A 26,059-nucleotide genomic window follows, 5' to 3' on the forward strand; every position below is an offset into this window, starting at 1 on the left:
GCTACACCTCGTCGAGGAGGACAGGATCACGCTCGATCACGCCGAGGTCAACCAGCCGGCGGTGGAGTTCGCGCTCTTCCTCGGTGATCGGGCCGTCGGTGTACGTGCCCTGCTTACGGTACTCTTCCTTCGCCTCTTGCTGGAGCTTCTCGGCGGTCGCTCGAGCCACGAACTCGTCGACGGTGTCGAACTGGTCGTGGTCGGCGATCTGTTCCTCGATGAGGTCGCGGAACTCCTGTGGGAGTTCGACGGATGCTGTCGGCATCGCGATGGGCCCCGCAGCAGCGGACATCCTAATAACTATCGGCTATTTGATGTCTCTCGACCCTTCCTACCCCCTCGGTTCTGATGAAAAACAGATCGTAGTGTTCTCGAGGGCAGAGAAGTCCAAATACAGGGCCTGAAAATATCGATTCTCCGATGACTCTACTTGATAGGTGTGATTCGCGTTCGCCGAAGAAGCGATGAGTATGGATGTCAGTTCGTCGCCGGTGTCTGCGACAAGGATACCACGAGGCAGTTGCTAGCGGAGGCGAGCGAGGTGCTGTACCGATACGTGGATGGGGACGGGCCGGACGCGTCGAAGCGGACAGCGTGGGACGTAGTGTTCGCCTTGCAGCACTTCCGCGGCGAGGATTGAGCGCGCCTGTCAGCGAGCGGGTTACGATCTCTTTCTTGCGACTGGTAGAATGTGTCGTCGGTAAAGTGAGTTCGTTCTGATCGGTGGCCGAGCTACAGCCCTTCTTCGCCGAGAGGGCGTGATGCTGTGAGAGAAGTAGTAGGCGTAACAGACCGTTGGGAGTGGTTGTAGTAGTGGTCCTTGTGACTCATCTGATTGCCGGAGGATAGTTCGGCGAGGGGTTTACGCGCTTCGTTCGTCCGGGCGCGGTGTCGGGACGGGTCGATGAGGGGGAGGAGGGGCGCAGTTACGCTCCCGGGATGGAGACGTCCGGTTACGGTTCGACGTCGACGGGGTGGCTCGACTGGATCCACTCGCCGTCGTCGCCGTCGGCCTCGATGACGTAGACGGGGCCGTGCTGGGGGTCGTAGTCGCTGTAGCCGGTGCGCTCGGTCGTCGCGTCGAGGATGAAGTTAGCCATGGGACGGGTCAGGGTTCGACGTCGACGGTGGTCGCGGCCTGAATCCAGGCCTCCTCGTTCTCCGAGTCCTGGATGACGGAGACGGTGCCGTACGAGTCTTCGTATTCGACGAGGCGATAGCGCGGTTCGGGGGTCGTGTACTTCGTGGGGGTCGATTCGGTCATGCTGTGGTAGTGTCGTTCGATGGGTCGACGCTCGCTAGTCGCGTGCTGCTTGCCACTCGGTCTTGCACCCTTCGGTGCAGAAGAGGTAGATGACGACCTCTCCCGCCTCGGTGACGCGCGTCGTCGCTGGATGCCAGTCCGAGTCCTCCACGACGGCGTCGCAGGCGGCGCAGATCCGGACCGGGTCGGCCTCGGTGTCGGGGTGCTCGCGGAGGGACGCGTCGGCGATGGAGTCCTCGGACATCCACCTCACCGAGGTGCGACGGCGTCGGCGGGGTCGGCCGAGACGGCGACGCCGTCGCCGGAGGAGACGGTCACGACGCAGTCGGCGAAGTCGAACGTCACCTCGAGGCCGGCCGACCGGCGGCCGACGCGGGGCGGACGGTTCGCGAGCGCCTCCAGCGCGTCGGGGTCGACCACGTCGTAGAGCGGCGGCAGAGTCTCGGGGGCGCGACCGGTCGCGTCGGCGACGGCGGCCACGACGTCCTGGGTGACGGAATCGGCGGGCGTGTCGAGAGTGTGTGCGGGCATGAGCGTCTACCGTAGTGGAGGCACGTCCGCCCCATAGCCCTGTTCCGTTTCTATATGCATCGCCGTCGGGAGCGGTCGTATAGCTATTCACGGCGTGGCTCACTCGCGGACGGGCGGTCCTCGAACACCATCTCGAGGAGCTTGCGCTCGCCGCTGCGGAGGTGGCGGTTCACCGTCGGCTGGGAGACGCCCAGCAGCTCGGCCACCTCGCTCCCCGAGCTCCGGCGCGGCGACTCGAAGAAGCCGGCGTAGAACGCCGTCCGGAGCACCTCCTCCTCGCGGTCGGTCAGCCGCTCGGCGTAGTGGGCGCGGAACTCGGCGTCGGACTGGACGGGGCGGTCGAGCTCCCGGCGCGCGACCATCTCGACGCCGTCGTGGGTGTCGAGCATCATCCGCAGGAACGGTTGGGTGTCGCCGCCCTGGGGCAGTTCGACCGTGAGCGACGCCCCGGTCGGCGTCGCCGCCAGCTCGGTCGGGTACGCCCCGTAGTCGAGCAGCTTCGCGAGGAACGTCTCGCGGCCGACCGTGGCCTCGAACAGGTCGCCCTCGTCGGTCTCCGAGACGTGGGTCGGGTCGGTGACGTGAGGCGAACGCGCGGCGAACTCGACGACCTCGTCGACCGACGCGCCGTCGACGACGAAGAAGACCCGGAGCGACCCGTCGTCGCGCTCGACCACCGACTCGATCCGCACGCTGCTGTCGGTCTCGCGGGCGAACTCCGCGACGAGGAGGTCGGGGTCGGCGATCTCGAACCGGAGTTCGACCGTCGAGTCGCTCGCCAGCGCCGCGCTGCGCGCGACCGCGTTCGTCGCGTAGGCGACCATCCGGCCTAGTTCGTCCAGCACCGCCACCTCGAGCTCGTCGAACGCGCCGGGCTCGCCCGCGTACAGGGTCAGCACGCCGTACAGCAGGTCCTTGTAGACGAGCGGGACCGAGATGGCGGCGCGGTAGCCCCGCTGGAGCGCCTCCTTGCGCCACGGCTCGAACGGCGGGTTCGTCGCGAGGTCGTCGTGGACCTGGAGTTCCCGCGTGGCCGCGGCCCGGCCCGGCGGCCCGCTCTCTGCCCCTCCGGCGATGGCGTCGAGGTAGCCGCGCTCGACGCCCGCCGACGCCCGGGGTCGGAGCTCGCCCCCGGTCGCCGCGGGCGTGCCGATCCACGCGAACCGGTAGGGCTCGACGTTCACGAGCTCGGTGCAGACCGCCTGCTCGAGCTCCTCGCGCGAGTCGGCCCGGACCAGCGCCGTCGTCAGGTCCCGGATCACGTCGTTGACCCGGTTGAGTCGCTCCAGGGTGGCGACGTGGTCCTCGAGTTCGGCGGCGCGGTCACGGAGGTCCGCCTCGCGCTCGACCCGGTCGAGCGCGGTCTCGACGTCGGCCGCGAGCAGCGAGAGGACGCGCACGTCGTCGCGGTCGAAGGCGTCGGGCGCGGTCGCGCCGCTCACGATCACGCCGTACGAGCCGACCGGGATGGCGACGAGGCTCCCCAGCGGCGTCCCCGAGTCGGCCGCGGCCGGGTCGGACCGGGTGTCGTCGCAGACGAGGCGCTCCTGGGTCTGGTAGACGTCCCACAGGACCGTCCGGTCGTCCGGGAACAGCGAGCCGGAGTCGGCGGCGACCTGTGGCACGTCGGGCGTGTGGGAGACGGGCGAGAGCCGCCCCTCGTCGGAGTCGTAGAGGTACGCGGTCGTGTGAAGGTGCGGGAGCACGTCGTCCGCGGTCGCCATCGCGAGGTGGCAGACGCCGTCCGCGGTCTCGACGGCGGTGAGCGACTGGGCGAACCGGTGGAGCGCGGACAGCCGCCGCTCCTGACGCTGGCGGTCGGAGACGTCCCGGAGGATGCCGGTGAAGAACCGCTCGCCGTTCGCGGTGAACTCGCTGAACGAGACGCTCAGCGGCACCGCCGAGCCGTCCTTCCGCTCGCCGGGGAGCCGGGCGTCGGTCCAGTCGAGGGCGCGCTCGCCGGTCTCCAGGTAGTCGGCCAACCCCTCGCGGTGTCGGTCGGCGAATTCGGCGGACATGATCAGCGATAGCGGCTCGCCCTCGAGTTCGTCGGGCGAGTAGCCGAGGATCGACTCGACCGCCGGGTTCGCGAACCGGACGGTGCTCTCGGCGTCGATGGTGAGGATGCCGTCCGACGTGGTGTTCGCGAGCGCTCGCAGCTGGGCGCTCGCGGGAGGGGCGACCGAGCGCGTTGTCCGTTCCATCGTATCGCAGCGCTGTTATTTACCGTAGGGGACGTCGATAGAAAAAGCACACGGCCGAGGAACGCGAGTCCGACCCCGCCGGCGAGCGGGACGGCCCGTCGGTGAGCGCGTCCGACCGCTCTTTGCAGGCGGGCAGGACGGTCTCTTCGGGGCCGAGCGACGGGGCGTTCGAGCGAGCCAACGGCGCGCCGTCGGCTCGTCGCTCTCACACGCGCACGCGCCCGAACGGGTCTTTTTTATGCCGGGGGTTCGTACCTCCGGCCAAGATGTTTAAGGCTATCGTGAGCGCCGACACGCTCAAGGACACTATCGACTCCGTGAGCGTGCTGGTGGACGAGTGCAAGATCCACCTCGAAGAGGACGGGCTGGCTATCCGGGCGGTCGACCCCGCCAACGTGGGGATGGTGGACCTCGAACTCGACGCGGCCGCTTTCGAGTCCTACGAGGCCGACGGCGGCATCATCGGCGTGAACCTCGACCGGCTCGAGGACATCGCGGGGATGGCGAGCGGCGACCAGCCGGTCCACCTCGAGCTCGACGAGGAGACCCGCAAGCTCCACATCCAGATCGACGGGCTGGAGTACACCCTGGCGCTCATCGACCCCGACTCCATCCGGCAGGAGCCCGACATCCCGGACCTCGACCTCCCGGCCGAGATCGTCGTCGAGGGCAAGGACATCGACCGCTCGGTGACGGCCGCCGACATGGTCAGCGACCACATCGCGCTGGCGGTCGACGCCGACGCCGAGACGTTCGTCGTCGAGGCCGAGGGCGACACCGACGACGTCCGGCTCGAACTCGACCGCGAGGACCTGGTGGACCTCCAGGCCGGCCCCGCCCGGTCGCTGTTCAGCCTCGACTACCTCAAGGACATGAACAAGGCCATCCCGAAGGACGCCGAGGTCACCATCGAACTCGGCGAGGAGTTCCCGGTCAAGCTCCACTTCGACATCGCCGAGGGCCAGGGCAACGTCACGTTCATGCTGGCGCCCCGCATCCAGAACAACTGAGCGCGCCCGCTCGGACTCTCTCCTTCCGACCGACTCCCGACTCTCGCCGGCTGTCCAAGCAACAGAACTATCACGATTTCGGCCGTCGGGGGCGCCAAGCATGGACGAGAGCGAATTCGACGAGCTCGTCTCGTCGCTGACGCCGTACGAATCGGCCGACACGGTGAACACGTACCGCAACACGGTCAGCATCGCGTGTCCGGCCTGCGAGGAACCGTTCGACGACCTGGTCGTCTGCGAGGGCGAGTACGACAGCCTCGAGCTGAGCAAGGTGCTCGACCTCTGCGTGACGACCGTCGACGACGACGTGCTGCTGTTCACCCACCAGCACTGATCGCAGAATCGTCGTCGGTCCCGCGGAGTCGGCACCGAGCCGCCGCGCTACAGGCTCCGGTCGATGACCGCCTTCGCGGCCTCGGCCTTCTCCTTCCAGCCGTAGCCCGACTCGTAGACGTGGCGCTTGCGGTTGACGAGCTCCTGGGGCGAGGCCTCCTCGAACCCGCCCCGGGTCCACGTCCCGGTGTCCCGGAGCCAGTCGACGACGCGCTCGCGGGTCTCCTCCCACGAGAGGCCGACCATCTCGTACCAGGCGATCATCGCGAACACCGCGTTGTCGTGGGCGCCCGGCACCGACCCCTTCTCGGCGACGGTCTTGATGGGCTCGACGGTCGGGTCGGTGACGTGCTCCTTGTACTCGGCGGCGGTCAGCAGTTCGAGCTGGCCGTCCTCGGTCTCCAGCACCCGCTGCTCGTGTCGGAGCCGGTCGAGCGCGGACTTGTGGAGGCTCGACCACCGGCCGTGGACCGCCTCGGGGAGCGCGTCCTCCGGCAGCGCGGTGCCCGACAGCACCGCCAGGACGTCGGTGTAGGCCTTCTCGATGTCGGCCCGCGACGCGCCCTCGAACCCGCAGTCGGGGCCGTGGAGGCTCGTCGTGGTCCGGCAGTCGGGGCAGGGGTAGTCGAACCGCGGCACGACTGGGAGTGTGTCGCCGGTGGTACAAAACTGGTCTGATTCGGCTCGCACGGGAGCCGTGGATGGAGAAACCTGGGCCCCGGCAGCGACGAGTCAGGCCCGGACCAGCGCCCGCACCAGCGCGAGACCGTCCGAGAGCGGCAGGGCGGTCGTCGGCGCGTCGGTGCGCTCGGCCCACCGCCGGTAGGCGTCCCCGTCGGGGAAGGCGTGGACGTAGGGGCAGAGCGCCCCGTAGGTCGCCTCCGGCGTCACGGCGGCGTCCGGGTCGGTCTCGGCGACACCGAACGACAGCACGGCGTCGGCGGGGTCGGTCTCGATGCGCTCCCGGGTCACCCGCGAGGCGACCGTCTCGCCCGTCTCCGGCCCTTCGGAGCGCACCGCGACCGTTCGGTCGCCGTCACCGCGCACCTCGGGCAGGAACGGGAGCATGAACGCGTCGAGGACGCAGACGAACCGGTAGGTCTCGGTCCCGGTCGCCGCCTCGACCTCGGCGCGGTGGCGCCCCTCGTCGTCGTGGCAGAGGTCGGCGAGGGCCGGCGGCCAGTCGTCGCCGAACGCCGCGGCGACCGCGTCGGTCCACTCGCCGAGCGTCTCGGGCCGGTCGTCGGTCCCGAACAGCGACCGGAGGTTGTCGGCGATCTCGGACGGGAGTCGTCGGTCGAGGACCGCGTCGCCGTCCGCCGTCTCGGTACTCGCGTCGGCAGCGGTGGAATCGGATTCCGACATCACTCTTGCTTTGAATACCGAAGTTCTTATACTGTCGAGTCCGAAGTAATAGACCGACTTCGAGGAACCGAAGCTATGGCCGACGAATCACCGGAGTTCGACCCCGCGGACGACCCCGCCTGCTACTGCCGCCTGGGCGGCGTGATGGACCTGCTGAGCAGCAAGTACGCGATGCAGGTGCTCTGCGTCGTGCACGCGACCGGGCCCGCCCGGTTCCGGGAGATAGAGTCGCTGCTGGGCGACGCCAGCACGTCCACGCTGTCGGCGCGGCTCGACGACCTGGTCGCGGCCGACCTGCTGACCCGGACCCAGTACGACGAGATTCCGCCCCGGGTCGAGTACGACCTGACCGCCGACGGCCGGGAGCTCGCCGAGCGACTCGGTCCGGTGCTGGAGTGGGTCGACGAGCGTGAGGGGTCCGTCGGGGAGAATTAAGGGCCGGGGTTGCGTGGTCCGACCATGGACGGAACCGGAACCATCGAGGCCATCCACCTCGCGCCCGAGTCGGGCGAAGCCGTCGAGCCGGTCGAATCGGTCGAGGCGCTCGCCGGCCGGGGGCTGCGCGGCGACCGCCACTTCGGCGGCGACGGCGGCGACCTGACCCTCATCGAGGCCGAGGCGGTCGAGGCCGCGGCCGAGGACGCGGACATCGACCTGGGCGACGGCGCACACCGCCGGAACCTCACCACCCGCGACGCCGCGCTCAACCACCTCGTCGGCGAGAGGTTTCGAATCGGCGAGGTCGTCTGCGAGGGCGTCGAGCTCTGCGAACCCTGTAGCCACCTCGAATCGCTCACCGCGGACGGCGCGGTGTCGGCGCTGCTCCACCGCGGCGGCCTCCGCGCCGACGTCGTGGAGTCGGGCGAGATCTCGGAGGGCGACGCGCTCGAACCGCTCTAAGGCAGTCCTGCGGCGGTCCGCCGACTACACTACCCGTACCCCTCGCTCTCGACCCACCGTTCGGGTACGCCGACGCTCCGGACCGCGTCGAGCAGGCCCTCGACCATGACGTTGGTCCCGCAGGCGTACACCTCGACGTTGTCGGGGTCGATGCGGGCGTCGACGTCGTAGTTGGGCGAGCGCTCGGCGACCTGCCGCATCCCGGGCGGGAGGTCGGCGTCCGCGACCGCGTCGTCCGCGACGTACTTCAGCAGGGTCTGCTGGACGTAGGCGGTCTCGCCCTCCCAGTCGGTGAGGTACTCCTCGCGGGAGAGGGTGGGCACGAAGTGGAAGTTGTCGCGCTCGTCGTCGAGGCGCTCGAACTCCTCTCGGTAGGCCACGTCGTCCTTCCACCCCGTGCCGAGGAACAGCCAGAGGTCCCGCTCGGCGCCGCCGACCTCGTCGCGGCCCTCCTCGAAGGTGTAGTCGATCATGCTCCGGAACGGCGCGACCCCGGTCCCGGTGCAGAGGAACACCATGTCGCGCTCGGAGGGCTCCTGGAGCGTGAAGTCGCCGTTCGGCCCGCGGAGCGTCACGTCCTGGCCGACGTCGACGTCGTCGCAGAGGTCGCTGGTCAGCGTGCCGCCGGGCACCCGCCGGACGCACATCTCGATGGCGTCGTCGTTCGGCGAGCAGGCCACCGAGTAGGGCCGGGGCGTGTCGTCGTACCGGAGCGTGACGTACTGGCCTGGCGCGAACTCGATGTCGGTCTCGTCCTCCTGGAACCGGACCCGCATCAGCGACGGGAACTCGCGCTGGGCCCGCCGCCGGAGCGTCGAGATCTTCTCGGTCAGCGCGTTCGAGGGGTCGTGGCCGTCCCACGCCTCCCGGAGTCGCCCCCAGTCGATGCCCTCCGCGTCTCCGGCCTCGTCCAGGAGTCCGTCCTCGTCGAGGTTCCGCAGCGTCTCGCGGACCTCCTCGGCGACCGCCGCCCGCCGGTCGCGGTCCATCGGCTCGGCCACCACGACCTCCGCCCCCTCCGTGATCATCGGTAGCGTCTCGGCCGCCTCGTGCTGAGAATTGTGCTCCCGAGTGGTCACACCGGGTAGTAGGGTCCCAGCCGATTAAGTCGGGCGGCGGGGCCCGGAGCGGCCCGCATCGGTTCGCCGACGCCGGCGCGCCGGTCAGTTCCAGGCCGCGCCGTCGGGGTCGACCAGCCGCTCGCGCTCCTCGATTGCGTCGATGCGGGCGACCTCCTCGGCCGAGAGGTCGGGCGGGTCGAAGTTGGCCCGGAGGTGGGCCTCGCCGGTCGCCTTCGGGATCGGGACCACGCCGTCGCGCTGGCGGAGCCACGCCAGGCTGACCGCCTCCGGCGTGGTGCCGCGGTCGGCCGCGATGTCGGCCAGTACGTCGACGTCGCCCGCCTCGCCCTGCATCAGCGGCGCGTACGCGACGACGGTGACGTCGCGCTCGCGGCAGTACGCCAGCAGGTCTTCCTGCGGGAGCAGCGGGTGCATCTCGACCTGGTTGGCGACGACGGGCGCGTCCAGGATCTCGCGGGCCTCCTCGAGCAGGTCGGTCGTGAAGTTGCTGACCGCGACGTGCCGGGTCTTGCCCGCCTCGCGCAGTTCGTCGAAGACCGGCAGGGTCGCCTCGGCGTCGTAGGCGTGCGTGGGCCAGTGAACGTAGAGCAGGTCCACGGCGTCCGCGCCGAGGCGTTCGAGGCTCCGGTCGGTCGTCTCGCGGACGTCATCGGGCGCCAGATTCGAGGGGTGGACCTTCGTCGCCAGGAAGACGTCCTCGCGGGGCGCGTCGCTCGTCGCGATGCCCTCGCCGACCGCGGCCTCGTTGTCGTACATCTGGGCGGTGTCGAGGTGGCGGTAGCCGATTTCGAGGGCGGTTCGGACCGTCTCGGCGCACCGGTCGGGGTCGTCGTTGCCGGACGTGCCGAGGCCGGGACTCGGGATCGCGGCGGTCTCGTCCATACCCCGACCACCGGCCAGACGGTGAAAAGCGTTGGTCAAGGGGAACGCGTCCCCGGTGAGAAGGCAACATTTGAATACGGGGGCCGCGACGAGGGGGTATGGCAGACGAGGTGGCCGCTATCGAACGCTGTGCCTACTGTCGCGGGTACGTCCCGGTGACGCACGTCGACATCCCGGCGCGGCGGACGGACGCCCCGCTCCGGGCGCGGGTCGCGGTCTGCGAGAACTGCTTCGGAGACGGTCGCTGACACCGTCTCCGGGCTGTCGAGCGGTCGGGCGCGGCGCGTCCGGGCGCCGTTGCCGCGCGCCGACCGCTACTGGGTCACTTCGATCTCGTCCGTGACGTACTCCGCCTCCCACTCTCGGCGGGACTCGATCTCGCGCTCGCCGCGGTTGTTCAGGGTGTAGAAGTTGGTCCGACGGTCGCGCTGGCCCTTCTCGACGAGCCCCTTGTCCACGAGCGTGTCCAGGTTGGGGTAGAGCCGCCCGTGGTGGATCTCCTTCTCGTAGTAACCCTCGAGTTCGTCCTTGATGGCGAGGCCGTGCGGGTCGTCCAACCCCGCGACGACGTACAGGAGGTCGCGTTGGAAGCCGGTAAGGTCGTGCAAGGTTATCTCCCTCTTCTTCAAAGAGAAGCCATAATCTAATAAGTGTTCGGGCGGAGCTGAAATAATTCCTCGCGTGATAGAGTGCAAGAAGTGTCAGACACACATTTGGTATTCGTCATTTACCGATTCGAATTGTTTGGTCGCGGGGGCGATTAGATCGGTACTCGACCGCTCACTCCGGAAATCGGCGGTAGCACGTAGCATCAGTGGTCGCTCTCGACCGGTGCCGACCTGCGAGCGACGGGACCGGCGGGGACCGCGAGTCGGTGAACTGCCCCGGCCGGGTAGCGCACTCACCAGTTGGCGAATCGACTATTATCCGCCGGAGACGGATTCATTCGACTCGAGGACTACCCCGACGTCGGCCCCGACTCCCGCCCGTCGACCGGCGAGGCGACCGCCCGGACCGCCGCGACGGCGGCGAGGAAGACGCCGCCGAGGACGCCGACCGCGACCAGCGCGGTGGTCGCGTCGGCCACTGCGCCCCCGAGCAGGTACAGCGGGAGTCTGACCAGCGCGTAGGCCATCGACGCCGCGCTCAGGACCGTGGCGCGGCCGACCGACCTCACCTCGTCGTTGAGGTGGTGGGTGACGATGGGGTGGAGGAGCGACCGCGACCCCTTCAGGACGAAGAACGCCGGGAACGCGAGCAGCGGCCACGCGAGCGGCGCGACCAGCGCGACGCCGAGGACGACCGGGACCGCGAGCACCGCGCCGCGGACGCCGAGGCGGTCCCGCACCGCGCCGGCGTAGTAGGCCGCCATCGCCGAGACGCCCGCGAACGCGGCGTACAGCAGCCCCATCGACGCGACAGGGACGCCGAGCGCCCGGGTGCTGACCGGCTGGACGTAGGTGTCGACCGCCCCGACGACGCCGAAGAACAGCGCGGCGTACGCGACGAACCACCGGAGTCCCGGGCGAGTCAACTGCTCGCGGAGCACGGGCAGCGCCTCGCGGACGGTGAAGGTGTCGTCGCCGGCGTCGCCCGTCGCACCGTCGTCCATCTCGTCGCCTTTCGGTCTGGCGCTATTCGTCGCACCGTCATTCGTCCCGTCGCCGGCGCCGCCCACATCGCCCGTCCGGTCGCGGTCGGCGTACTGCGGGTTCTTCGGGAACGTCAGCAGGACCAGCACGCCCGCGCCGTTGAGGACGCCGGAGGCGAGGAACGGGTAGACCGGGTCGAGGCTGTAGAGGACGCCCCCGGCGAGCATGGTGAGCACCGTCACGGCCCGGTTGACCGACTCGCCCCGGCCGCGGACGTGCGCGAAGCGGTCGGCCGCGAGCCGGGCGTCGAGCGTCTCGTAGAGCCAGGCGTCGCCCGTCCCCGACCGGAACACCAGCGAGAGCGTCCAGAGGACGTACAGCGCGGCGAGCCCGAGGTACGAGCCGACGACCGCGAATCCGAGGATGGAGAGGGTCATGAACGCGGAGCTCGCCAGCAGGCTGGCCCGCCGACCGATGCGGTCGCCGAGGTAGCCGGTGGGGATCTCGCCGACCACGGTCAGCACGGCGTACAGCACGCTCAGCGACGCGATGGCGGTGTAGTCGAGGCCGCGGTCGAGCAGGAAGAGGGTGAAGATCGGCGAGAAGAAGCCGAACGAGACGGTCGCCTGGTAGCAGTAGTACTGCAGGACCGGCGAGTCCGGAAGCCGGTCGAGCGCGAGCGACGGGGGCCTGGGCGCGCGGTCGGGCACGGCTCGCCCGGGAGTTGTGCCGGGGCCGGGAAAAGCGCTCCCTGAACCAGATTCCTGTTTGTCGTCGGACAAAAGAGCGAAAGGGCGCGCCCGTCAACACGGAACCGTGACCGAACGCGACGTCCCGTGGCGACTGCTCGGCATCGGCGGCGCGGCGAGCCTCTGCTGCGTCGGCACCAGCGCGGTCGGCGGCGCGGCGCTGGCGGGCGGCGTGGTTGCGGGCGGTGCGGGCGCGAGCGTCGTGCAAGTGGCGGTGACCGTGCTGACGGTCGCGCTGCTCGGGACGGCGTGGCGGCGGTTCGGCCCCGACCCGGCCTGCGAGCGCGAGTAGCGAAGACCGAGCGACAGCGCGGACCGGTCGAGAGCCCGCGCGAGTGGAACGGTGGCTCCGGGTACGCACCCGATTAAAACCTTCCGAACGCGTTCGGGGCCGAAATCCGGAATTCCGGCCGCTGACCCGTTTTTAGCCCGACCTAAATCTATTTCGAGCACCGGTACTCTTAAATGAAGTACCGTGATTTAAGTGGCTCGTCGCCGAACGGGTGAGGTAGGTGAACTACGATGGCAATCGACCCGCAATTCAACGAAAACCGAGAGAAGGTTGACACCCACGAGGGCCACGACGTGTGGGGTCCGGTCGACGAACCCGAGCAGCTCGGCATCCACGGCACCCACGTCGCCGTCGACTTCGACCTCTGCATCGCCGACGGGGCGTGCCTCGAGGACTGCCCGGTCGACGTGTTCGAGTGGGTCGACTCGCCCGACCACCCCGAGAGCGAGAAGAAGGCCGACCCCGCCAACGAGGCCCAGTGCATCGACTGCATGCTCTGCGTGGACGTCTGCCCCGTCGACGCCATCGACGTGGACGCCGGTCGGGCCTGACGGAGCTTCCTGGTTTTTTACTCTCGTAGACCGTCGCGCCGCGAGCGACCGCACCGCGAGCGGCGCGAACCGGCGCCCGGTGCCGCTCCTCGCCCGCCTCGTTCGCGTCGCTGGCGGCGTCTTCGTGGCCTGCTATCGGAACGAGAGGGGTACTGGCGGTGGGAACCGGAGGGTGCGCGGTGCGCCCTGCGCCGCGCTGTTCCGCCGCGCTACTGCGGACGGTCGACATCGAGTTCCTGTCGGAGGTAGGCCAGCGCGTCCGTCTCCGCGAGGTGCTCGAACTGCTCGCGGAAGTGGGTCTCGCAGAGGCCGACCCGGACGCCGTTCAGTTCGGGGGCGAACGACGCGTCGCGGTCGCAGTAGTGACACTGCATAGCAGGGAGTACCCGGTCACGGGATTTAACGTCTGCGTTCGGGGCGGCGACTCGCCGGGCGCGTCCGGCCGTCTCAGAGGTTCACCGCCGACCGGAAGTGGCGGTACTCCGGCTTCGACAGCCCGGCCCGGCCGAGCGCGTCGTCGTGGGCGTCGCTCCCGCCGGTCGGGATCAGGTCGTAGTCGGCGATGGCGCGCTCGACCGGCCGGGCGTCGACGTCCCCGTCGTAGGGGTAGTACCGCTCGACCGCGTCGAGGTAGCGGGTCAGCTCCAGCGCGGACTCGGGGTCGTCGTAGCGGTACGGGTGGGCCAGCCCGACCAGCCCGCAGGCGTCCGAGAGCAGGTCGACGCCGCGCTCGAACCCCGTGACGTCGCGGGCGACGAAGCACGGCCCGTCGTTGCCGATGAGGTCGTCGAACACGGCGCCGACGTCGTCGTAGTCGGTCTCGGGGTGGTCGACGACCGCGCGGGCGACGTGGGGCCGGCCGAGGCCCTCGCGGGCTTCGACGTCGAGGTCGACGCCGAGGCGGTCCTCGACGTTCTCGATGATGCGCCGGCCCCGCTCCTTCCGGTCGGTCTGGATGCGGTCGAGTTCGTCGACGAGGTCCTGCGTCGGCGTGACGCCGTAGCCCAGCAGGTCCACGCGCTCGCCCGACCGCGGTTCGACCCGGAGCTCGATGCCGTGAACCACGGTCACGCCCTCGAAGGCGGTGACCGGCGTGGGGAGTTCGGGGTGGAGCCGGTCGTGGTCGGTGACGGCCACGACCGAGACGCCCGCGTCGCGGGCGGCCTCGGGGATCTCCGACAGGCGCATCTCGCCGTCGGAGTTGGTCGTGTGGACGTGGAGGTCCGCGAAGACGCTCATACCTCCAGAACGCGGGGGGCCGCCGAAAGCGCTTCGCAATCGAACCGGCCGACGGCGCAGCGACAGGTCTCCTTAGATACCTTATATTCTGGAATGTCCTACCGCAGGAAGGTTTATCATCATCTTTGGTGTACGTACTGTCGATGTCACTGAAGCAGGCGACGCGACTCGTCCGCCAGCACGACTACCCCGCGACGACCGACCAGCTCGCCGACACCTACGGCGACTACGAGCTCGACCACCCCAACGGCTCGGAGACGCTCGGCGAGGTGCTCGGCCGCGTCGGGTCGGAGACGTTCTCGTCGCCCAACGAGGCCGAGGAGATGCTCTACTCGGCGGTCAGCAGCGAGGCCATCGGCCGGAAAGGGTACAGCGACCGCGACCCGACGACCCTCGGCACGGTGGGGCCGAGCCAGGTCAGCTTCTAGAACGACGCCGCTTTTTCTTCCGGCAGTCGGTACTCGGACGGCACGCGACGAGATCGGCAGCAATCGCGAACTACATGATGCATCCTTAGCATCGGATTCCTATCTCTGGCTACCGTATCTCTCTTTGAATCCTCGATAGAGTTCATAGGAACCGAATACAAATGCACTAGCGCAAAAGAGGGCAAGAAAACAGGTCATCAACCATGCAAACGTATTTCGTGCTAACAAGACGCCGGGAATCAGGGAAGGGTCATCCCGCAACAAGTCGAATAGATACTCGATAATTCTCCAGTCGAGATTACTGGCGGCTATGACGCCCAGTAAGGCTGTGATGTAGCCAAGATAAATCGTCTGACACTCACGCCCCATAACAGAAAATGCACATAGTCGGACATAAGACTGGGTGGTTCTACTGCTCGAGACACGTTCTGTATCACCCGTAGAGTTACAGATGCGACGCTGGTATCGAAACTGCTCCCCGCTACCGTCACACCCACTCGACGGCGCCGCCGAGGTCCAGCGGTAGCGACCCCTTGCGGTAGGCCTCGACGTGGCCGGAGGGCCGCGCCCGGAAGACGACCGCGGGTCGGTGGCGCACCTCGGGCTGCTCGCCCTTGACCGCGGCCCACTCGTCGTCGCGGAACCCCGAGCAGTCGACGAACAGCACCGCGCCGCCGCCGTGGTGCTGGAGCTGGCCCGAGGTCTTGGTCTCGGCAGTCTCGCGCACAGCGGCGACCGGCGTGTCGGCGGCCCGGCGAGTCGGCGGGCGCGGCCGGGTGACCTCGACCAGCGGGGACTCGCCGCCGCCGGGCGGCTCCGCCCGGAAGTCCAGCGAGTGACCCGTCGTCACCTCGATCTCGGGCGTCACGTCGTAGCCGGCGTCGGTCAGCAGCTTCGCGGCGGTGAACTCGCTCATCGCCGACGCCATCCGAACGGGGTCGACCTGCGGGCTGGTGCCGAGCTTCGACGCCATCTCGTAGCGGTAGTCGTCGAGCGCGCCCGTCCGGAGGAACTGCTCGTAGAACGACAGTCCCTCGTCGCGGGTCGCGTCCGGGAACCCCGCGGCGTGCTCCCGGAAGAAGGTCCGCGTGGAGTGGCGACCGTCCTTCGAGAACAGGACCGGCAGGAAGAACCACGAAAGGTGGGTGTAGTCGGCCAGCCAGGGGTCCTCGGTACGGAGGTCGGCCAGCAGTTCGCGCTGGGCCCACCGGGCGACGGGGTAGGGAATCTCGTCGAAGGTGTACTTCTCGGTGCGCCAGAGCGCGGAGGGCGTCTCGGTGTTGCCGAGCCAGAATGCCTCCCCGTCGGGGGTCCAGCAGAACAGCGCCACGTCGCCGTTGCCCATCTCGAGCCGCCGGGTCTCGTACCCCGACGGCCCGACGTAGTGGGGCGCCAGCAGTTGCGCGCCGAACTTCTCGTCCAGGGGGTCGTACAGGTCGCGTTCGACCCTGTCGTCGGTCCACCGCTCCGTGGAGCGGCGAAAGCGGAGCGGGCTTGCCACGTTCGGGTGTTGACGACCGAGGAATTTACCTCTTGTGTCGCGGACGCCGGAGTTCCGCGGGCGAGTCGGCGGGGCGAACGCCGCGACTACGCCGTCGCGGCACCGTCGAGGCGGCGAGTCGGTACGTGAACGAACACTCTCCGCGGACCGAAACGTCAAGCAGCCCGAACCACGACTTTAGGCCGTTGCCGCCGCCGACGCACCGCGCGACTGCGGCTCGGAACCGGCCCCGACCCGACCGTAGGGCCGCGAATTTTGACCTGGTTTCGAGGAACGAAACGAACGTGATTATCCGTTACATTCATTACGGGGCGAAGCCTACCCATGAGTGTGGTTGTCATGTCAATGGGTGCCTATGATGAAGACGAACACGAACGCCGTGAGCGCAAGAACAACACGGTCGACGTCAGCGAGGACGACGACCGGACGACGTATCACGGCTCCGTAGAATACGACTCGGGCGACTCCGCGGAAGCGCTCCTCGACAAGTTCGAGGAGATCAAGTCCGGCAAGTAGCCCGTTCTGGTTCTGCTCGGCGGTCGCACGAGGATTCTTCTCGTTGTGATTCCGCTCGGCCCCAGTAGTCGCCAGCGCTCCGCTCGCGTCCGCCGAGAGGCGGGGCGGTCGGAATGCCAGTCAATTGTCCCACCCGGGCGTGCCGGGCGCGCCGCGGTCGTCCTCGACGCGCTCGGCCACCGCCGGGTCCGGAGCCGGCGTCCCCTCCTCGCCGGCCCGGGCGGTCCAGTCGGCGACCGCACGGCCGGCCCACGAGTCGGCCTGGCGGGCCGCGTCGAGCGCCGACTCGAACTTGTCGGGGTTCGCGGTCGTCGTGCCGGGCGCGGACGCGACGGCGGCCGCGACGAACAGCGCGCGGTCGTCGGCGGTGAGGTCGCCGGACTCGGCGCGACCGACGACGCCGTCCAGGCGGTCCGGGTCGGGGAAGACGAACACCTTCTGGCCGAGCGCCTGCGGGCCGAGCAGGAACCCCCGGAGCTCCTCGGGCGGGTCGCCGTCGAGCAGTCGCTCGCCGCCGAACGCCGCCTCGACGCGCTCGCACTCGGTCTCCTCCTCCAGCGCGAGGTTGTGGCCGGGGTAGTCGGCGCACTCCTCGGGGTAGGTGTCGGCGTCGTGGATGCGACACTGGAGGGTCGTCGGGTCGAGGAAGACGCAGGTCGGGAGCCAGGTCGAGTCTGCGCCGTCGGAATCCGGCCGGTTCCGGCGAGCCGACGAACCGTCCGATTCGTCGACACCGAAGGGTGCCACCGGCTTCGGCGGCTTGCGGAGGCCGAGGAAGAACGCGGGCCTGCCGTCGACGGCCGACACCGGCACGCCGTCGATCTCGACGCCCGACTCGTCGCGCCAGAGCCGCGGGGTCAGCGCGTCGGCCAGCCCCGCGTCGAGGAAGTTCCGGGCGTCGTCGCGGGTCAGCGGCACGAGGTTGTGGACGTCGTCCAGGGGCTCGCGCGGCCCGCGGCGCTCGTGGTCGCTCGGCTCCGGCGCGACCGCCCGCCAGTCGATGCAGCAGCCGGCGCACCCCTCGCAGTTCACCTCCATGGCTGTCGCGGGGAGGTAGGCGGTCGAGTGGCATAAGGAGACGGGGCGGCGCGCCGAGCCCTGGTTTCCCGCGACGCCGTTGTCCGAAGACGGGGACGGCCGGCGCGGTCAGGCCGTCCGCCGGACGAGGACCTGACCGCCGGCGTGGACGTCGACCCTGAAGGCGCCGACGGAGAACGAGACGCGGCCGGCGTCGCGGCGCGGACCGTTGCGGGTCGGTCGGAAGATGGCCTCGAGCGCGTCCGGGTCGACGGCGTCGTAGAGCCGGACGGTCGGCTCCTCGCCCGGGTCCGCGGCGTCGTCCAGCGCCTCCAGGATGGTCTGAACGAGCGTGGCGTCGCCTTCCGGGTCGTGGAAGGCCCGCGTGACGCCCGACGATTGGTTTCCAGGTTCGACTACAGGGGTTGCGGGCGATTCTGATTCGTGCATTAGTTCTCTCCCACGTCGGCCGAGCCGACTTTGATACAGATTCGCACGACAAACTAGGATAAATACGGTTCGGAATCGCTCCACGCGGACCGGGTGACGACGACCCGGCGGCAGCGCTTTGTCGCTGGGGACGCTGGGTCCGGTCATGGCCACCGACACCTGCGACGGCTGCGGCGAGCAGGTCAAGATCGCGGGCGGCATCGCCAACCTCTGGACGCTCGAGCACGACGCGACCGGCGGGATGACCCTGGAGTTCGACGGCGACGGCACCGAGCACTTCCTCTGCTTCGACTGCATCGACCGGCTTCCGGACGACCCGAGCGCCGCGGACGTGGACGCGCTCGGAGAGTCGTAGGTCCGGCATCGGGACGGTCCGGCCGGTCGTCGGCACCGCGACCGGCCGTCGTCCCCTTCCCACCGCCGACCCAATCGCCGGAACCAACAGCCTTTATCCGGTCGACCGTCGTGACTCCGGGTAGTGAACCCCGACCGGATTTTCGACGAGTTCCCCGCGCCCTCCTACCGGGGCAACCAGCGCGAGGCGCTGGGCGACGTCCGGGACGCCTTCGCCGCGGGCAACGACGTGGTGCTGGTGCGGGCCCCCACCGGCAGCGGCAAGTCGCTGCTCGCGCGGGCCATCGCCGGGTGCGCCCGGACCCCCGACGAGGCCGCGCCCAGCGACGCGACGGGCGCGTACTACACCACGCCGCAGGTGTCCCAGCTCGACGACGTGGCCGAGGACGACCTCCTGGACGACCTCAAGATAATCCGGGGCAAGCGCAACTACTCGTGCATCCTGCCGGGCGAGACCGACACGCCGGTCGACCGCGCGCCCTGCGCCCGCGAGAAGGGGTACGACTGCTCGGTCAAGCACCGGTGCCCGTACTTCTCGGACCGGGCCATCGCCTCCAACCGGGAGATCGCGGCGATGACGCTGGCCTACTTCATGCGGACCGCCGGCTCGGAGGTGTTCCGCAAGCGCGACGCGGTGGTCATCGACGAGGCCCACGGTCTCGCGGAGTGGGCCGAGATGTACGCCGCCATCGACCTCGACCCCCGGACGGTGCCCATCTGGGACGACATCGAGGTGCCCGACCTGGCTGAAGCGGGCCTCGACCGCGCGGTCGAGTACGCCGACCGGCTCCAGAACGTCTGCCGCCGACACAAGGACGACCTCATCGCCAAGCCGGAGCTCGACCCCCACGAGGCCGCCGAGCGCGACCGCCTCCAGGAGCTCATCGGCGAACTCGACTGGTTCGTCGAGGACTACCGCGATTCGGAGAGCGCGACGACCTGGGTCGTCGACCAGCCCGACGGGAAGGGCGGCGCCATCACCATCAAGCCGATGAACCCAGAGCGCTACCTGGCCCACACCGTCTGGGACCGGGGCAACAAGTTCGCGCTGCTCTCCGCCACGATTCTGAACAAGGAGGCGTTCTGCCGGCAGGTCGGCCTCGACCCCGCGAACGTCGCGCTGGTCGACGTGGGCCACACCTTCCCGGTCGATCACCGCCCGCTGTACGACGTCACGCAGGGCAAGATGACCTACGAGCACCGCGACGAGACGCTGCCGGACATCGCCCGCACGGTGGTCCGGGTCATGCAGGCTCACCGCGAGGAAAAGGGAATAATTCACGCCCATTCATACGCCATCCAGGAGCGGCTCGCCGACATGCTCTCGGACTTCGGGGTGGGCGACCGCGTCCGGACCCACGACAAGGACGACCGCGACGCCCAGCTCGAGGCCTGGAAGGCGACCGACGGCGAGGAGGTGTTCCTCTCGGTCAAGATGGAGGAGGCCCTCGACCTGAAGGGCGACCTCGCGCGGTGGCAGGTCATCTGCAAGGCGCCGTTCCTCAACACCGGCGACTCCCGGGTCGCCCACCGGCTCGAACAGGGCCAGTGGGCGTGGTACTACCGGGCCGCGCTCCGGACGGTCATCCAGGCCTGCGGCCGGGTGGTCCGGTCGCCCGACGACCGCGGCGCGACCTACCTCGCGGACTCGAGCCTGCTCCAGGTGTTCGACCGGGCCAAGAGCGACACGCCCGACTGGTTCACCGAGCAGGTCGACCGGATGAGCGAGCCGGACCTGCCCGCGTTCGACCCGCAGAGCGCGAGCCAGTCGGCGGCCGGAGCGGGCGCGCGCGGTGGCCGGAACCGAAGCCAATCGCGTTCCGGCAACAAGTCGCGTAACGGGACCGGAGGACGCTCGGCGGGCGGAACCTCGTCCGATGGGCAGTCCGCGAGCGGAGACTCCGCGGGAAGCTCGTCCGGCGGCTCCTCGACCGGCCGGAAGAGCCCGATGGCGGACGTCTGGGACGACAGCGTGTAGGTGCGCCTGGTGCTGCAGCTTACCTGTCCGGTCGGGGCTTTCGGGACGTTTTCCGTCGATAACACCACCATTCTACAACCGGGAATCTCCACGAAGCCGACTCACTGAATCGAGGAGTAGCTTTATTGACACCCGCGATGAACCGCGCCCGGACCATGGGGGATTCCACCGGCGACACGACCGACCGAGACGAATCGACCGAGAGAACGGACGCCGCACCGAGCGCCCGGCGACGGAACGTCCTGCGCGCGCTCGGGGGCGCGGGCGCGCTGGGCGCGTTCGCGGGGACGGGCGCGGCTCGCGGACTCGCGAGTGCCGCGGACTCGGCAGCGACGGACGCGAGCACGCCCGCGGAGGCCCGCGAGCGCGCCAGGCAGGACGGGGAGATCGACCCGGTGTGGGGGTTCCCGGCGCTCTCGGACGACGCCGAGCCGCCGACCAGCCCGCAGCACGAGGTCGAGTTGCAGATTCGGCCCCGCGACGCGCCGATTCCCGAGTTCGTCTTCGAGCCGACCGGGCTCTACGTCGAGCCGGGCGACACCGTGCGGTTCAGCTACGAGTCGCCACATCACACCGTGACCGCCTACCACCCCGCGTTCGGGTACGTCCAGCGCGTCCCCGACGACGTGCCGCCGTTCTCCGCGCCGGCGCTCCCGCAGGGCGGCTACTGGCTCTACACCTTCGACCAGTCCGGCGTGTACGAGCTCCACTGCGCGCCCCACGAGATATTCGGCCACGCGATGCGCGTCGTGGTCGGGTCGCCCAGCGGCCCGGCGGCCGACCCGCTGCCGGACCTCTGCGCCGGACGGGGGACGGCGACCGAGATGGGTGAGCAGACAGCCACCGAGACCGCGACGGCGGAGGCGGCGACGACGATGCCAGCCGGCGGGGAGGCCGGTGGCGGCGAGGGCGGACAGGAGGGCGGCCCACCGGAGCCGGAACCGCCGCGGCTCGGCGCGTACGCCGTCCTCACGGACCCCGCGCTCGACCCAGAGGCCATCGTCGAGGAGCGCCGTGTGTCGTGGGACGACCTGGCGCCCGAGAGCAAGCAGCTGTTCGTCCAGATTCGGGGCTTCCCGCCGTGCTGACTGGCTGGGGCTGACTCGACCGCGACCGCCTGTCCGCGACCGACCGACTACGGCGACGAGACCGGCTGGCCGTCGATCGCGGCGCGACAGCGACGATGCGGCGCGACGGTCGCCCGCCGCCGCTCAGAAGAACGACGCCGCGTACGCGACGCCCGAGGTGAGCATCAGCATCACGAAGAAGATCGAGATCAGCTTCTGGCGCGTGCTATCGTCCATACGAGACCGGAGCGGAGGGACCGAAATAATGGTTTGGGTCGCTGGCGACGGGTCGCCCTTCGAGACGCGGAAAACCGCGCCCCGGCCTCAGTCGGCCGCCAGCGTCCCGAGGACCGCGTCGCAGGCCGGGCACAGCACCATCCAGTACTGCTTGGCCGTGGTCGCGGTGACGGTGACGCCCTCGCGGTCGGCGGAGGGTTCGACGCGACGCTTGCGGTAGTTCGGCTCGTCGGCCTCGGCCCCGCAGGACGGGCAGGTCGGCATACGCGAGCGTCCGACGGACGGGACTTAAATTTACTCGACGCGGGCGTCCACGACGACGTGCCAGACGCCCTCGCTGTGGCTCTTGACCTTGCGACGGTCCAGCACCTCGACTTCGCGGTCGACCCCGGCTGCCGCGTCCCGGAGTCGAGAGACCGGGCGGTCCCAGAGCAGGTCCTCCGGGGTGGCCTCGTGCATGTGGACGACGCCGCCGGGTTTCAGCGCCGCCAGCGCCGCGTCGAGGTACTCGTAGGACGCGTCGGCCGGCGCCCGACTGTCCTCCGAGCGCGGTTCGGACGCGTCGTAGTAACCCATCACCACGCGGTCGGCCGGCGGTTCGACCTCCACCTCGCGACAGTCGGAGCGGAACGCCGAGATCCGGTCGGAGACGTCGTTGAGCATCGCGTTCTCGATCAGGAACCGGAACGCGGCGGGGTTGCGCTCGACCGCGGTCACCTCGGCGCCGGCGCGGGCCATCGGCAGGGCGAAGTAGCCGATGCCGGCGAACATGTCGAAGACGCGCTCGCCGGCGTCGACCGCCTCGCCCATCCGGGCGCGCTCGGCCTTGTTGCCCGGCGAGAACATGACCTCCGCGAGGTCCAGCGCGTACTGGGTGCCGTGTTCGGTGTGGACCGTCTCGGTGTCGCCGGCGCCCGCCACGACCGAGACCGAGGGCTCGCGGTGGGCGCCCGAGACGCCCTCGTTGGCGAGGACGGTGTCGGCCTCGCCGTGGAGGTCGAGCAGCGCCTCGCCGAACGCCTCGCGGTCGAGGTCCGCGTCCGAAGCGGTCCCGCTTTCGTCGCCGAAGGTGACGAGCACGACGCTGCCGACCACCGCCCACGACCCCGGCGCGCGGGCGATCTCCTCCTCGGTCCACCCGCGCTCCCGGAGGTGGGCGTCGAGGTCGGGGAGGCGTCGCTCGGGGTCGACCTGCTCGACGACGTCGCGGACCCGGGTCTCGCTCGGCGGGCCGGTCACCGGGAGTTCGACGTACTCGTCGCCGCGCTCCCGGACCTTCCGGGTCACGTCGTAGACGCCCTCCTCGCGCAGCGCCGCGATGGTCGCCTCGCTCTCTGGCTTGCGGACGACCGCCGCGAGGTCGCTCGCCGCGTCGGTCATGCGTCCTCGCCGGCGGCGTCGTCGGGCACCACGTGGAGGCCGGCGCGGCTCTTCAGCACCCGCACGGTCTCGGCGTCGGGGTCCACGAAGTCGGGGCGCGCGATGGTCTCGGTCCGGTAGGTCTCGGGGTCGAGCACCTGGACCGCGCGCTCGTCCTCGACCGCGACCAGGGTGGTCTCCTCGGCGTCCTCGGCGCGACCCAGTCGCCGGGCCTCGGGCGCGTCGCCCTCCTCGAAGCGGGCCTCGTACTGCTCGCCGGTGGTGAGCCGCGTCCCCTTGAGGTTGCCCCGGACGCTCCGAACGAGGACGGGGCCGTCGCCGTCCTCGGGGTCGATTATCTCGCCGGGCGAGTACGGCGGCAGGCGCACCGCGTAGGTCACCCGGTAGACCTCCTCGCCGTCCTCGTCCTCGGTGACGAGGGTCTCGGAGTCGGAGTAGCTCCCGCCGAACTCCTCGACGACCTTGGCGGCGATCTTCTTGCCGATGTTGGTGGTCGAGACCTTGATGTTCACGCCGTCGTCGGTCTCCTTGGCCTCGGTGACGAAGGCGTCGCGGTCGCCGGTCGCCTCCATCTCGGCGACGATCTCGTCGGCGATAGCTTGAGCGCGCTCGACCTCCTCGCCGGTGGGCGTGCGCTCGGCGGCCCGGACCTGGACCGTGCTGGCGTAGTAGTCGCCGTTGATGCGGCCGCAGCGCGTGCAGGTCTGGCGCGAGATCTTGACGGGGACGACGACCTCCTCCTCGACGAACGTGTCCCGGACGATTCCCGAGAAGGTGCAGTGCATCCGGATGGTGTTCTGGTCGACCTGCTCGGGGTCGACCCGCCACGAGACGTCGCGGGCGTCGAGGTGGACGCCCAGCGACTCGCTGACCTCCTCGATGGCGACGTCGGTGTAGTCGCGGGCGTCGACGTCGACCCAGCGGTTGCCCCGGTGGACCGCCCCGCACTGCGAGCAGACACGGACCTCGATGCGGTCGGGCGCGTCGACCAGGTCGAACCGGTCGAAGTAACAGGCGTCGCAGAGCTTCTGCTCCCTGCCGCGCTTGCCGGCCGCCTCGGGGAGGGGCGTCCGCTCGGCGGGGTCGGCCTCGATGGGGTCCCCGCAGTTCGGACAGAACTCGCGGGCTTCCATAGTCATGAGTCGGGATAGGGGTTTCGAGGGTTTAAGTCTGAAGAAGCGGCGGGCGGCCGTGACCGTCGCACGGATTCGCTATCCCCTTAACACGAGAATCCCGACGCCGAGTATCAGCAAGCTCGCGCCTACCCAGTGGGGATTGAACGCCAGGGTCCCGTGGACCGCGTCGTGGACGTTCAGCACGTAGTGATCAACGATACCGTCGAGGAGGTTGAACAGGCCAACGCCGGCCAGGAGACCGCCGACGGCTCGCACCGCGGAGCGGGGTTCGGCCGACCGGTTCAACGTCCGCCAGAGCAGGCCCGCCCCGGCCAGCATGACGCCGACCATCGCGAGCGAGAACACGCCGTCGTAGTAGATGTTCGCCCGCAGGCCGACGAGGCTCCCCGTCGAGATGCGGTCCGAGAGCAGGTGGTGCCACTGGAGCACCAGGTGGAAGAGGAGGACGTCGAGCAGCGCGCCGAACCCGAAGCCGAGCGTCGCGCTCCCGAGCAGGAGCGACCGCGAGCGGCCGGAACGTGAGTTCACGGGCGGAGTTCGCGCGCCGGGGCGAAAACGTCCGCGGCCGACCAGTTCCCGCCGACGCGCTCGAAAAGGTCGTCTACGAACTCAGCCGAACACCGACTCGATAGCGTCGTCGAGCACGCCGACGGCCTCCCGCACGTCGTCCTCGTCGGCGCACAGCGGCGGGGCGACGATGAGCTGGAACCCCGGCCGGCCGCCGCCGACTAACACGCCCTCGTCGGCCGCCGTATCGACGACCTCCGAGACCGGGTTGTCGCCCTCGTCGCCCGCCCACGGGTCGACGAAGGGCTCGTCCGTCTCGGGGTCGGCGAACTCGACCGCCCAGAGGAACCCGCGGCCGCGGACGTCGCAGACCGCGTCGTGAGCGTCGAGCCCGCGGAGTTCGGATTCGAGCGTCGGGGCGATGGCCCGGACGTTGTCGAGCAGTCGGTCCTCGTAGGCGTCCATCGCGGCGACCCCGGCGGCGCACGCGACCGGGTGGCCCGCGAACGTCTGGCCGACCTCGATGCCCTCCTCGCGGAGCGACGCGCCGAGCGACTCGTCGACGAGGACGCCCGCCAGCGGGGCGTACGCGCTGGTGACGCCCTTCGCGAAGGTTATCATGTCGGGCTCGACGCCCTCGGTCTCGATGCCGAACCACTCGCCGCAGCGGCCGAAGCCGGCGATGACCTCGTCGGAGATGAGGAGAATGTCGTACTCGTCGCAGAGCTCGCGGACGCGCTCGAAGTAGCCCGGCGGCGCGGGGTAGGCGCCGCTGGTACCCCCGACCGGCTCCATCAGGACGGCCGCGATGGCGTCCGGACCCTCGTTTCTGATGACGAACTCGAGGTGGTCGGCCGCCTTCTCGGCAAGCTCCTCGGGCGTCTCGGCGTCGAACGCGCCGGGGAGCGGCGGGAGGAACTTCGCGGAGCCGGAGGTGGCGGCGTAGCGCTCGACCGTGGCGCGGGTGCTCGGGTCGCCGGTGAGCGCGGCCGCGCCGTAGGTCCCGCCGTGGTACGACCGCCACCGGGTGAGCACCTTCGGGGCGTCCTGCTCGGCGCGGGCGAACTGGGCCGCCGCCTCGTTGGCCTCGCTGCCGGAGATCGAGAAGTAGACGTCCGAGAGGTCGCCGGGCGCGACCTCGCCGAGTCGGTCGGCCAGTTCCGTCCGGGCGTCGTTGTGCTTCGAGGAGGAGACGTACGGGATCCGGCGGGCCTGCTCGGTCATCGCGTCGACGATCGACTCCTCGCTGTGGCCGGCGTTGACGCAGTACAGTTGCGAGGCGAAGTCGAGGTACTCGGTGCCCTCGTCGTCGTAGACGCGGACGCCCTCGCCGCGGGTGAGGGTCGGCACCTCGCCGTCGCCGTCGTACCAGTGGGGGAGGTTGCCGCCCGCCTCCCCGACCGTCGCGGGTCGCTCGCTGTCGGTCATACTCGCCCGTCAGTGCGGCGCGTGATAAACGTTCCCGACCCGACAGTGGAGTGTGCGGGAGCCGAT

The 26,059-nt window shown here is 69.7% G+C and carries 34 protein-coding genes; 12 read left to right on the plus strand and 22 right to left on the minus strand.

Annotated features, from left to right (window positions below):
- Position 1: 1 nt before the first annotated feature.
- From DVR07_RS15075 to DVR07_RS15095, 6 genes are all read right to left on the minus strand, one after another.
- Entirely contained in the window at positions 2-265 is a 264-nt protein-coding gene (locus DVR07_RS15075) for a hypothetical protein (RefSeq protein ID WP_115798090.1), read from the minus strand.
- Between the two features lie 688 nt (positions 266-953).
- Positions 954-1,100, minus strand: a complete 147-nt coding sequence (locus DVR07_RS21775; protein WP_162829595.1) for a hypothetical protein — start codon at positions 1,098-1,100, stop codon at positions 954-956.
- Between the two features lie 8 nt (positions 1,101-1,108).
- The gene (locus DVR07_RS22165) at positions 1,109-1,264 is read right to left on the minus strand and encodes a hypothetical protein (protein ID WP_165881763.1); all 156 of its coding nucleotides are present in this window, start codon (positions 1,262-1,264) and stop codon (positions 1,109-1,111) included.
- Positions 1,265-1,298: 34 nt separating this feature from the next.
- On the minus strand, positions 1,299-1,508 hold the full coding sequence (locus DVR07_RS15085) for a DUF7576 family protein (protein ID WP_115798092.1): 210 nt from the start codon (positions 1,506-1,508) through the stop codon (positions 1,299-1,301).
- Between the two features lie 5 nt (positions 1,509-1,513).
- Positions 1,514-1,795, minus strand: a complete 282-nt coding sequence (locus tag DVR07_RS15090) for a HalOD1 output domain-containing protein (RefSeq protein ID WP_115798093.1) — start codon at positions 1,793-1,795, stop codon at positions 1,514-1,516.
- Positions 1,796-1,878: 83 nt separating this feature from the next.
- Positions 1,879-3,999: a bacterio-opsin activator domain-containing protein gene (locus tag DVR07_RS15095; protein WP_115798094.1), complete on the minus strand. Its 2,121-nt coding sequence runs from the start codon at positions 3,997-3,999 to the stop codon at positions 1,879-1,881.
- Between the two features lie 266 nt (positions 4,000-4,265).
- Between DVR07_RS15095 and DVR07_RS15100 the strand changes: the two genes are divergently transcribed.
- Both DVR07_RS15100 and DVR07_RS15105 read left to right on the plus strand, forming a co-directional pair.
- The gene (locus tag DVR07_RS15100) at positions 4,266-5,009 is read left to right on the plus strand and encodes a DNA polymerase sliding clamp (protein WP_115798095.1); all 744 of its coding nucleotides are present in this window, start codon (positions 4,266-4,268) and stop codon (positions 5,007-5,009) included.
- Between the two features lie 100 nt (positions 5,010-5,109).
- Entirely contained in the window at positions 5,110-5,343 is a 234-nt protein-coding gene (locus DVR07_RS15105; protein WP_115798096.1) for a DUF7385 family protein, read from the plus strand.
- 47 nt (positions 5,344-5,390) lie between these two features.
- Here the strand turns inward: DVR07_RS15105 and DVR07_RS15110 are convergent, their stop codons facing one another.
- Both DVR07_RS15110 and merB read right to left on the minus strand, forming a co-directional pair.
- Positions 5,391-5,981: a DUF7474 family protein gene (locus DVR07_RS15110; RefSeq protein WP_115798097.1), complete on the minus strand. Its 591-nt coding sequence runs from the start codon at positions 5,979-5,981 to the stop codon at positions 5,391-5,393.
- A gap of 93 nt (positions 5,982-6,074) precedes the next feature.
- The gene (gene merB / locus DVR07_RS15115) at positions 6,075-6,707 is read right to left on the minus strand and encodes an organomercurial lyase (RefSeq protein WP_115798098.1); all 633 of its coding nucleotides are present in this window, start codon (positions 6,705-6,707) and stop codon (positions 6,075-6,077) included.
- Between the two features lie 75 nt (positions 6,708-6,782).
- On the opposite strand from merB, the gene DVR07_RS15120 reads away from it, so the two are divergent.
- Together DVR07_RS15120 and DVR07_RS15125 are read left to right on the plus strand one after the other, a co-directional pair.
- Positions 6,783-7,142, plus strand: a complete 360-nt coding sequence (locus DVR07_RS15120) for a winged helix-turn-helix transcriptional regulator (RefSeq protein WP_205254536.1) — start codon at positions 6,783-6,785, stop codon at positions 7,140-7,142.
- A gap of 24 nt (positions 7,143-7,166) precedes the next feature.
- Entirely contained in the window at positions 7,167-7,607 is a 441-nt protein-coding gene (locus DVR07_RS15125) for an MOSC domain-containing protein (protein WP_115798099.1), read from the plus strand.
- A 29-nt stretch (positions 7,608-7,636) separates the two neighbouring features.
- Here the strand turns inward: DVR07_RS15125 and DVR07_RS15130 are convergent, their stop codons facing one another.
- Together DVR07_RS15130 and DVR07_RS15135 are read right to left on the minus strand one after the other, a co-directional pair.
- A complete protein-coding gene (locus tag DVR07_RS15130; RefSeq protein ID WP_240318889.1) occupies positions 7,637-8,686 on the minus strand; it encodes an FAD-binding oxidoreductase in 1,050 nt (349 codons plus the stop codon).
- A gap of 84 nt (positions 8,687-8,770) precedes the next feature.
- Positions 8,771-9,571: an aldo/keto reductase gene (locus DVR07_RS15135; RefSeq protein ID WP_115798100.1), complete on the minus strand. Its 801-nt coding sequence runs from the start codon at positions 9,569-9,571 to the stop codon at positions 8,771-8,773.
- Positions 9,572-9,669: 98 nt separating this feature from the next.
- Here DVR07_RS15135 and DVR07_RS21780 point away from each other — a divergent pair, with 98 nt between their 5' ends.
- Positions 9,670-9,819, plus strand: a complete 150-nt coding sequence (locus DVR07_RS21780; RefSeq protein ID WP_162829596.1) for a hypothetical protein — start codon at positions 9,670-9,672, stop codon at positions 9,817-9,819.
- Between the two features lie 66 nt (positions 9,820-9,885).
- Here DVR07_RS21780 and DVR07_RS15140 read toward each other — a convergent pair whose 3' ends face one another.
- Together DVR07_RS15140 and DVR07_RS15145 are read right to left on the minus strand one after the other, a co-directional pair.
- Positions 9,886-10,179: a helix-turn-helix transcriptional regulator gene (locus tag DVR07_RS15140; protein ID WP_115798101.1), complete on the minus strand. Its 294-nt coding sequence runs from the start codon at positions 10,177-10,179 to the stop codon at positions 9,886-9,888.
- A gap of 350 nt (positions 10,180-10,529) precedes the next feature.
- Positions 10,530-11,873 (minus strand): MFS transporter, encoded by a 1,344-nt coding sequence (locus tag DVR07_RS15145; protein ID WP_162829597.1) that lies wholly within the window; start codon positions 11,871-11,873, stop codon positions 10,530-10,532.
- Positions 11,874-11,979: 106 nt separating this feature from the next.
- Here DVR07_RS15145 and DVR07_RS15150 point away from each other — a divergent pair, with 106 nt between their 5' ends.
- The gene (locus DVR07_RS15150) at positions 11,980-12,204 is read left to right on the plus strand and encodes a hypothetical protein (RefSeq protein ID WP_115798103.1); all 225 of its coding nucleotides are present in this window, start codon (positions 11,980-11,982) and stop codon (positions 12,202-12,204) included.
- 230 nt (positions 12,205-12,434) lie between these two features.
- A complete protein-coding gene (locus tag DVR07_RS15155) occupies positions 12,435-12,755 on the plus strand; it encodes a 4Fe-4S dicluster domain-containing protein (protein WP_115798104.1) in 321 nt (106 codons plus the stop codon).
- Positions 12,756-12,964: 209 nt separating this feature from the next.
- Here DVR07_RS15155 and DVR07_RS22170 read toward each other — a convergent pair whose 3' ends face one another.
- Together DVR07_RS22170 and DVR07_RS15160 are read right to left on the minus strand one after the other, a co-directional pair.
- The gene (locus tag DVR07_RS22170) at positions 12,965-13,129 is read right to left on the minus strand and encodes a DUF6757 family protein (RefSeq protein WP_165881764.1); all 165 of its coding nucleotides are present in this window, start codon (positions 13,127-13,129) and stop codon (positions 12,965-12,967) included.
- Positions 13,130-13,202: 73 nt separating this feature from the next.
- Positions 13,203-13,994 (minus strand): PHP domain-containing protein, encoded by a 792-nt coding sequence (locus DVR07_RS15160; RefSeq protein WP_115798105.1) that lies wholly within the window; start codon positions 13,992-13,994, stop codon positions 13,203-13,205.
- A gap of 143 nt (positions 13,995-14,137) precedes the next feature.
- Between DVR07_RS15160 and DVR07_RS15165 the strand changes: the two genes are divergently transcribed.
- Positions 14,138-14,422: a DUF5789 family protein gene (locus DVR07_RS15165; protein WP_115798106.1), complete on the plus strand. Its 285-nt coding sequence runs from the start codon at positions 14,138-14,140 to the stop codon at positions 14,420-14,422.
- Between the two features lie 487 nt (positions 14,423-14,909).
- Here DVR07_RS15165 and DVR07_RS15170 read toward each other — a convergent pair whose 3' ends face one another.
- Positions 14,910-15,923, minus strand: a complete 1,014-nt coding sequence (locus tag DVR07_RS15170; protein WP_115798107.1) for a DUF5784 family protein — start codon at positions 15,921-15,923, stop codon at positions 14,910-14,912.
- 339 nt (positions 15,924-16,262) lie between these two features.
- On the opposite strand from DVR07_RS15170, the gene DVR07_RS22175 reads away from it, so the two are divergent.
- Positions 16,263-16,439: a DUF5786 family protein gene (locus DVR07_RS22175; RefSeq protein WP_165881765.1), complete on the plus strand. Its 177-nt coding sequence runs from the start codon at positions 16,263-16,265 to the stop codon at positions 16,437-16,439.
- A gap of 120 nt (positions 16,440-16,559) precedes the next feature.
- On the opposite strand, the gene DVR07_RS15180 is transcribed toward DVR07_RS22175, so the two are convergent.
- Both DVR07_RS15180 and DVR07_RS15185 read right to left on the minus strand, forming a co-directional pair.
- Positions 16,560-17,477 (minus strand): YkgJ family cysteine cluster protein, encoded by a 918-nt coding sequence (locus DVR07_RS15180; RefSeq protein ID WP_115798109.1) that lies wholly within the window; start codon positions 17,475-17,477, stop codon positions 16,560-16,562.
- Positions 17,478-17,585: 108 nt separating this feature from the next.
- Positions 17,586-17,906 (minus strand): HalOD1 output domain-containing protein, encoded by a 321-nt coding sequence (locus DVR07_RS15185; RefSeq protein ID WP_115798110.1) that lies wholly within the window; start codon positions 17,904-17,906, stop codon positions 17,586-17,588.
- Between the two features lie 145 nt (positions 17,907-18,051).
- Here DVR07_RS15185 and DVR07_RS15190 point away from each other — a divergent pair, with 145 nt between their 5' ends.
- The 3 genes from DVR07_RS15190 to DVR07_RS15200 all read left to right on the plus strand — a co-directional run bounded on the left by DVR07_RS15190 (position 18,052) and on the right by DVR07_RS15200 (position 21,326).
- Positions 18,052-18,261: a DUF7561 family protein gene (locus DVR07_RS15190; RefSeq protein WP_115798111.1), complete on the plus strand. Its 210-nt coding sequence runs from the start codon at positions 18,052-18,054 to the stop codon at positions 18,259-18,261.
- A 123-nt stretch (positions 18,262-18,384) separates the two neighbouring features.
- The gene (locus DVR07_RS15195; protein ID WP_115798112.1) at positions 18,385-20,238 is read left to right on the plus strand and encodes a helicase C-terminal domain-containing protein; all 1,854 of its coding nucleotides are present in this window, start codon (positions 18,385-18,387) and stop codon (positions 20,236-20,238) included.
- 155 nt (positions 20,239-20,393) lie between these two features.
- Positions 20,394-21,326: a cupredoxin domain-containing protein gene (locus DVR07_RS15200; RefSeq protein ID WP_162829598.1), complete on the plus strand. Its 933-nt coding sequence runs from the start codon at positions 20,394-20,396 to the stop codon at positions 21,324-21,326.
- 303 nt (positions 21,327-21,629) lie between these two features.
- Here DVR07_RS15200 and DVR07_RS21785 read toward each other — a convergent pair whose 3' ends face one another.
- From DVR07_RS21785 to DVR07_RS15220, 5 genes are all read right to left on the minus strand, one after another.
- Positions 21,630-21,806 carry a hypothetical protein gene (locus DVR07_RS21785; protein ID WP_162829599.1) on the minus strand — a complete coding sequence of 59 codons (177 nt, stop codon included), beginning with the start codon at positions 21,804-21,806 and terminating at the stop codon, positions 21,630-21,632.
- 30 nt (positions 21,807-21,836) lie between these two features.
- A complete protein-coding gene (locus DVR07_RS15205; protein ID WP_115798114.1) occupies positions 21,837-22,922 on the minus strand; it encodes a class I SAM-dependent methyltransferase in 1,086 nt (361 codons plus the stop codon).
- Positions 22,919-24,061 carry a 60S ribosomal export protein NMD3 gene (locus DVR07_RS15210; protein WP_115798115.1) on the minus strand — a complete coding sequence of 381 codons (1,143 nt, stop codon included), beginning with the start codon at positions 24,059-24,061 and terminating at the stop codon, positions 22,919-22,921. Before DVR07_RS15210 ends, DVR07_RS15205 begins: the two co-directional genes overlap by 4 nt.
- A 72-nt stretch (positions 24,062-24,133) precedes the next feature.
- Positions 24,134-24,586, minus strand: a complete 453-nt coding sequence (locus tag DVR07_RS15215) for a DUF2243 domain-containing protein (RefSeq protein WP_115798116.1) — start codon at positions 24,584-24,586, stop codon at positions 24,134-24,136.
- A gap of 81 nt (positions 24,587-24,667) precedes the next feature.
- On the minus strand, positions 24,668-25,993 hold the full coding sequence (locus DVR07_RS15220; protein WP_115798117.1) for an aminotransferase family protein: 1,326 nt from the start codon (positions 25,991-25,993) through the stop codon (positions 24,668-24,670).
- Positions 25,994-26,059 lie beyond the last annotated feature (66 nt).

Source organism: Halorussus rarus (assembly GCF_003369835.1).
Lineage (GTDB): Archaea > Halobacteriota > Halobacteria > Halobacteriales > Haladaptataceae > Halorussus > Halorussus rarus.

Bases quoted from the DNA above. Each gene is read 5' to 3' on its own strand.
- DVR07_RS15075 (WP_115798090.1), bottom strand. From the start codon at position 265: ATGCCGACAGCATCCGTCGAACTCCCACAGGAGTTCCGCGACCTCATC.
- DVR07_RS21775 (WP_162829595.1), bottom strand. From the start codon at position 1,100: ATGGCTAACTTCATCCTCGACGCGACGACCGAGCGCACCGGCTACAGC.
- DVR07_RS22165 (WP_165881763.1), bottom strand. From the start codon at position 1,264: ATGACCGAATCGACCCCCACGAAGTACACGACCCCCGAACCGCGCTAT.
- DVR07_RS15085 (WP_115798092.1), bottom strand. From the start codon at position 1,508: ATGTCCGAGGACTCCATCGCCGACGCGTCCCTCCGCGAGCACCCCGAC.
- DVR07_RS15090 (WP_115798093.1), bottom strand. From the start codon at position 1,795: ATGCCCGCACACACTCTCGACACGCCCGCCGATTCCGTCACCCAGGAC.
- DVR07_RS15095 (WP_115798094.1), bottom strand. From the start codon at position 3,999: ATGGAACGGACAACGCGCTCGGTCGCCCCTCCCGCGAGCGCCCAGCTG.
- DVR07_RS15100 (WP_115798095.1), top strand. From the start codon at position 4,266: ATGTTTAAGGCTATCGTGAGCGCCGACACGCTCAAGGACACTATCGAC.
- DVR07_RS15105 (WP_115798096.1), top strand. From the start codon at position 5,110: ATGGACGAGAGCGAATTCGACGAGCTCGTCTCGTCGCTGACGCCGTAC.
- merB (WP_115798098.1), bottom strand. From the start codon at position 6,707: ATGTCGGAATCCGATTCCACCGCTGCCGACGCGAGTACCGAGACGGCG.
- DVR07_RS15120 (WP_205254536.1), top strand. From the start codon at position 6,783: ATGGCCGACGAATCACCGGAGTTCGACCCCGCGGACGACCCCGCCTGC.
- DVR07_RS15125 (WP_115798099.1), top strand. From the start codon at position 7,167: ATGGACGGAACCGGAACCATCGAGGCCATCCACCTCGCGCCCGAGTCG.
- DVR07_RS15135 (WP_115798100.1), bottom strand. From the start codon at position 9,571: ATGGACGAGACCGCCGCGATCCCGAGTCCCGGCCTCGGCACGTCCGGC.
- DVR07_RS21780 (WP_162829596.1), top strand. From the start codon at position 9,670: ATGGCAGACGAGGTGGCCGCTATCGAACGCTGTGCCTACTGTCGCGGG.
- DVR07_RS15155 (WP_115798104.1), top strand. From the start codon at position 12,435: ATGGCAATCGACCCGCAATTCAACGAAAACCGAGAGAAGGTTGACACC.
- DVR07_RS22170 (WP_165881764.1), bottom strand. From the start codon at position 13,129: ATGCAGTGTCACTACTGCGACCGCGACGCGTCGTTCGCCCCCGAACTG.
- DVR07_RS15160 (WP_115798105.1), bottom strand. From the start codon at position 13,994: ATGAGCGTCTTCGCGGACCTCCACGTCCACACGACCAACTCCGACGGC.
- DVR07_RS15165 (WP_115798106.1), top strand. From the start codon at position 14,138: ATGTCACTGAAGCAGGCGACGCGACTCGTCCGCCAGCACGACTACCCC.
- DVR07_RS22175 (WP_165881765.1), top strand. From the start codon at position 16,263: ATGTCAATGGGTGCCTATGATGAAGACGAACACGAACGCCGTGAGCGC.
- DVR07_RS15180 (WP_115798109.1), bottom strand. From the start codon at position 17,477: ATGGAGGTGAACTGCGAGGGGTGCGCCGGCTGCTGCATCGACTGGCGG.
- DVR07_RS15185 (WP_115798110.1), bottom strand. From the start codon at position 17,906: ATGCACGAATCAGAATCGCCCGCAACCCCTGTAGTCGAACCTGGAAAC.
- DVR07_RS15190 (WP_115798111.1), top strand. From the start codon at position 18,052: ATGGCCACCGACACCTGCGACGGCTGCGGCGAGCAGGTCAAGATCGCG.
- DVR07_RS15200 (WP_162829598.1), top strand. From the start codon at position 20,394: ATGGGGGATTCCACCGGCGACACGACCGACCGAGACGAATCGACCGAG.
- DVR07_RS21785 (WP_162829599.1), bottom strand. From the start codon at position 21,806: ATGCCGACCTGCCCGTCCTGCGGGGCCGAGGCCGACGAGCCGAACTAC.
- DVR07_RS15205 (WP_115798114.1), bottom strand. From the start codon at position 22,922: ATGACCGACGCGGCGAGCGACCTCGCGGCGGTCGTCCGCAAGCCAGAG.
- DVR07_RS15210 (WP_115798115.1), bottom strand. From the start codon at position 24,061: ATGACTATGGAAGCCCGCGAGTTCTGTCCGAACTGCGGGGACCCCATC.
- DVR07_RS15220 (WP_115798117.1), bottom strand. From the start codon at position 25,993: ATGACCGACAGCGAGCGACCCGCGACGGTCGGGGAGGCGGGCGGCAAC.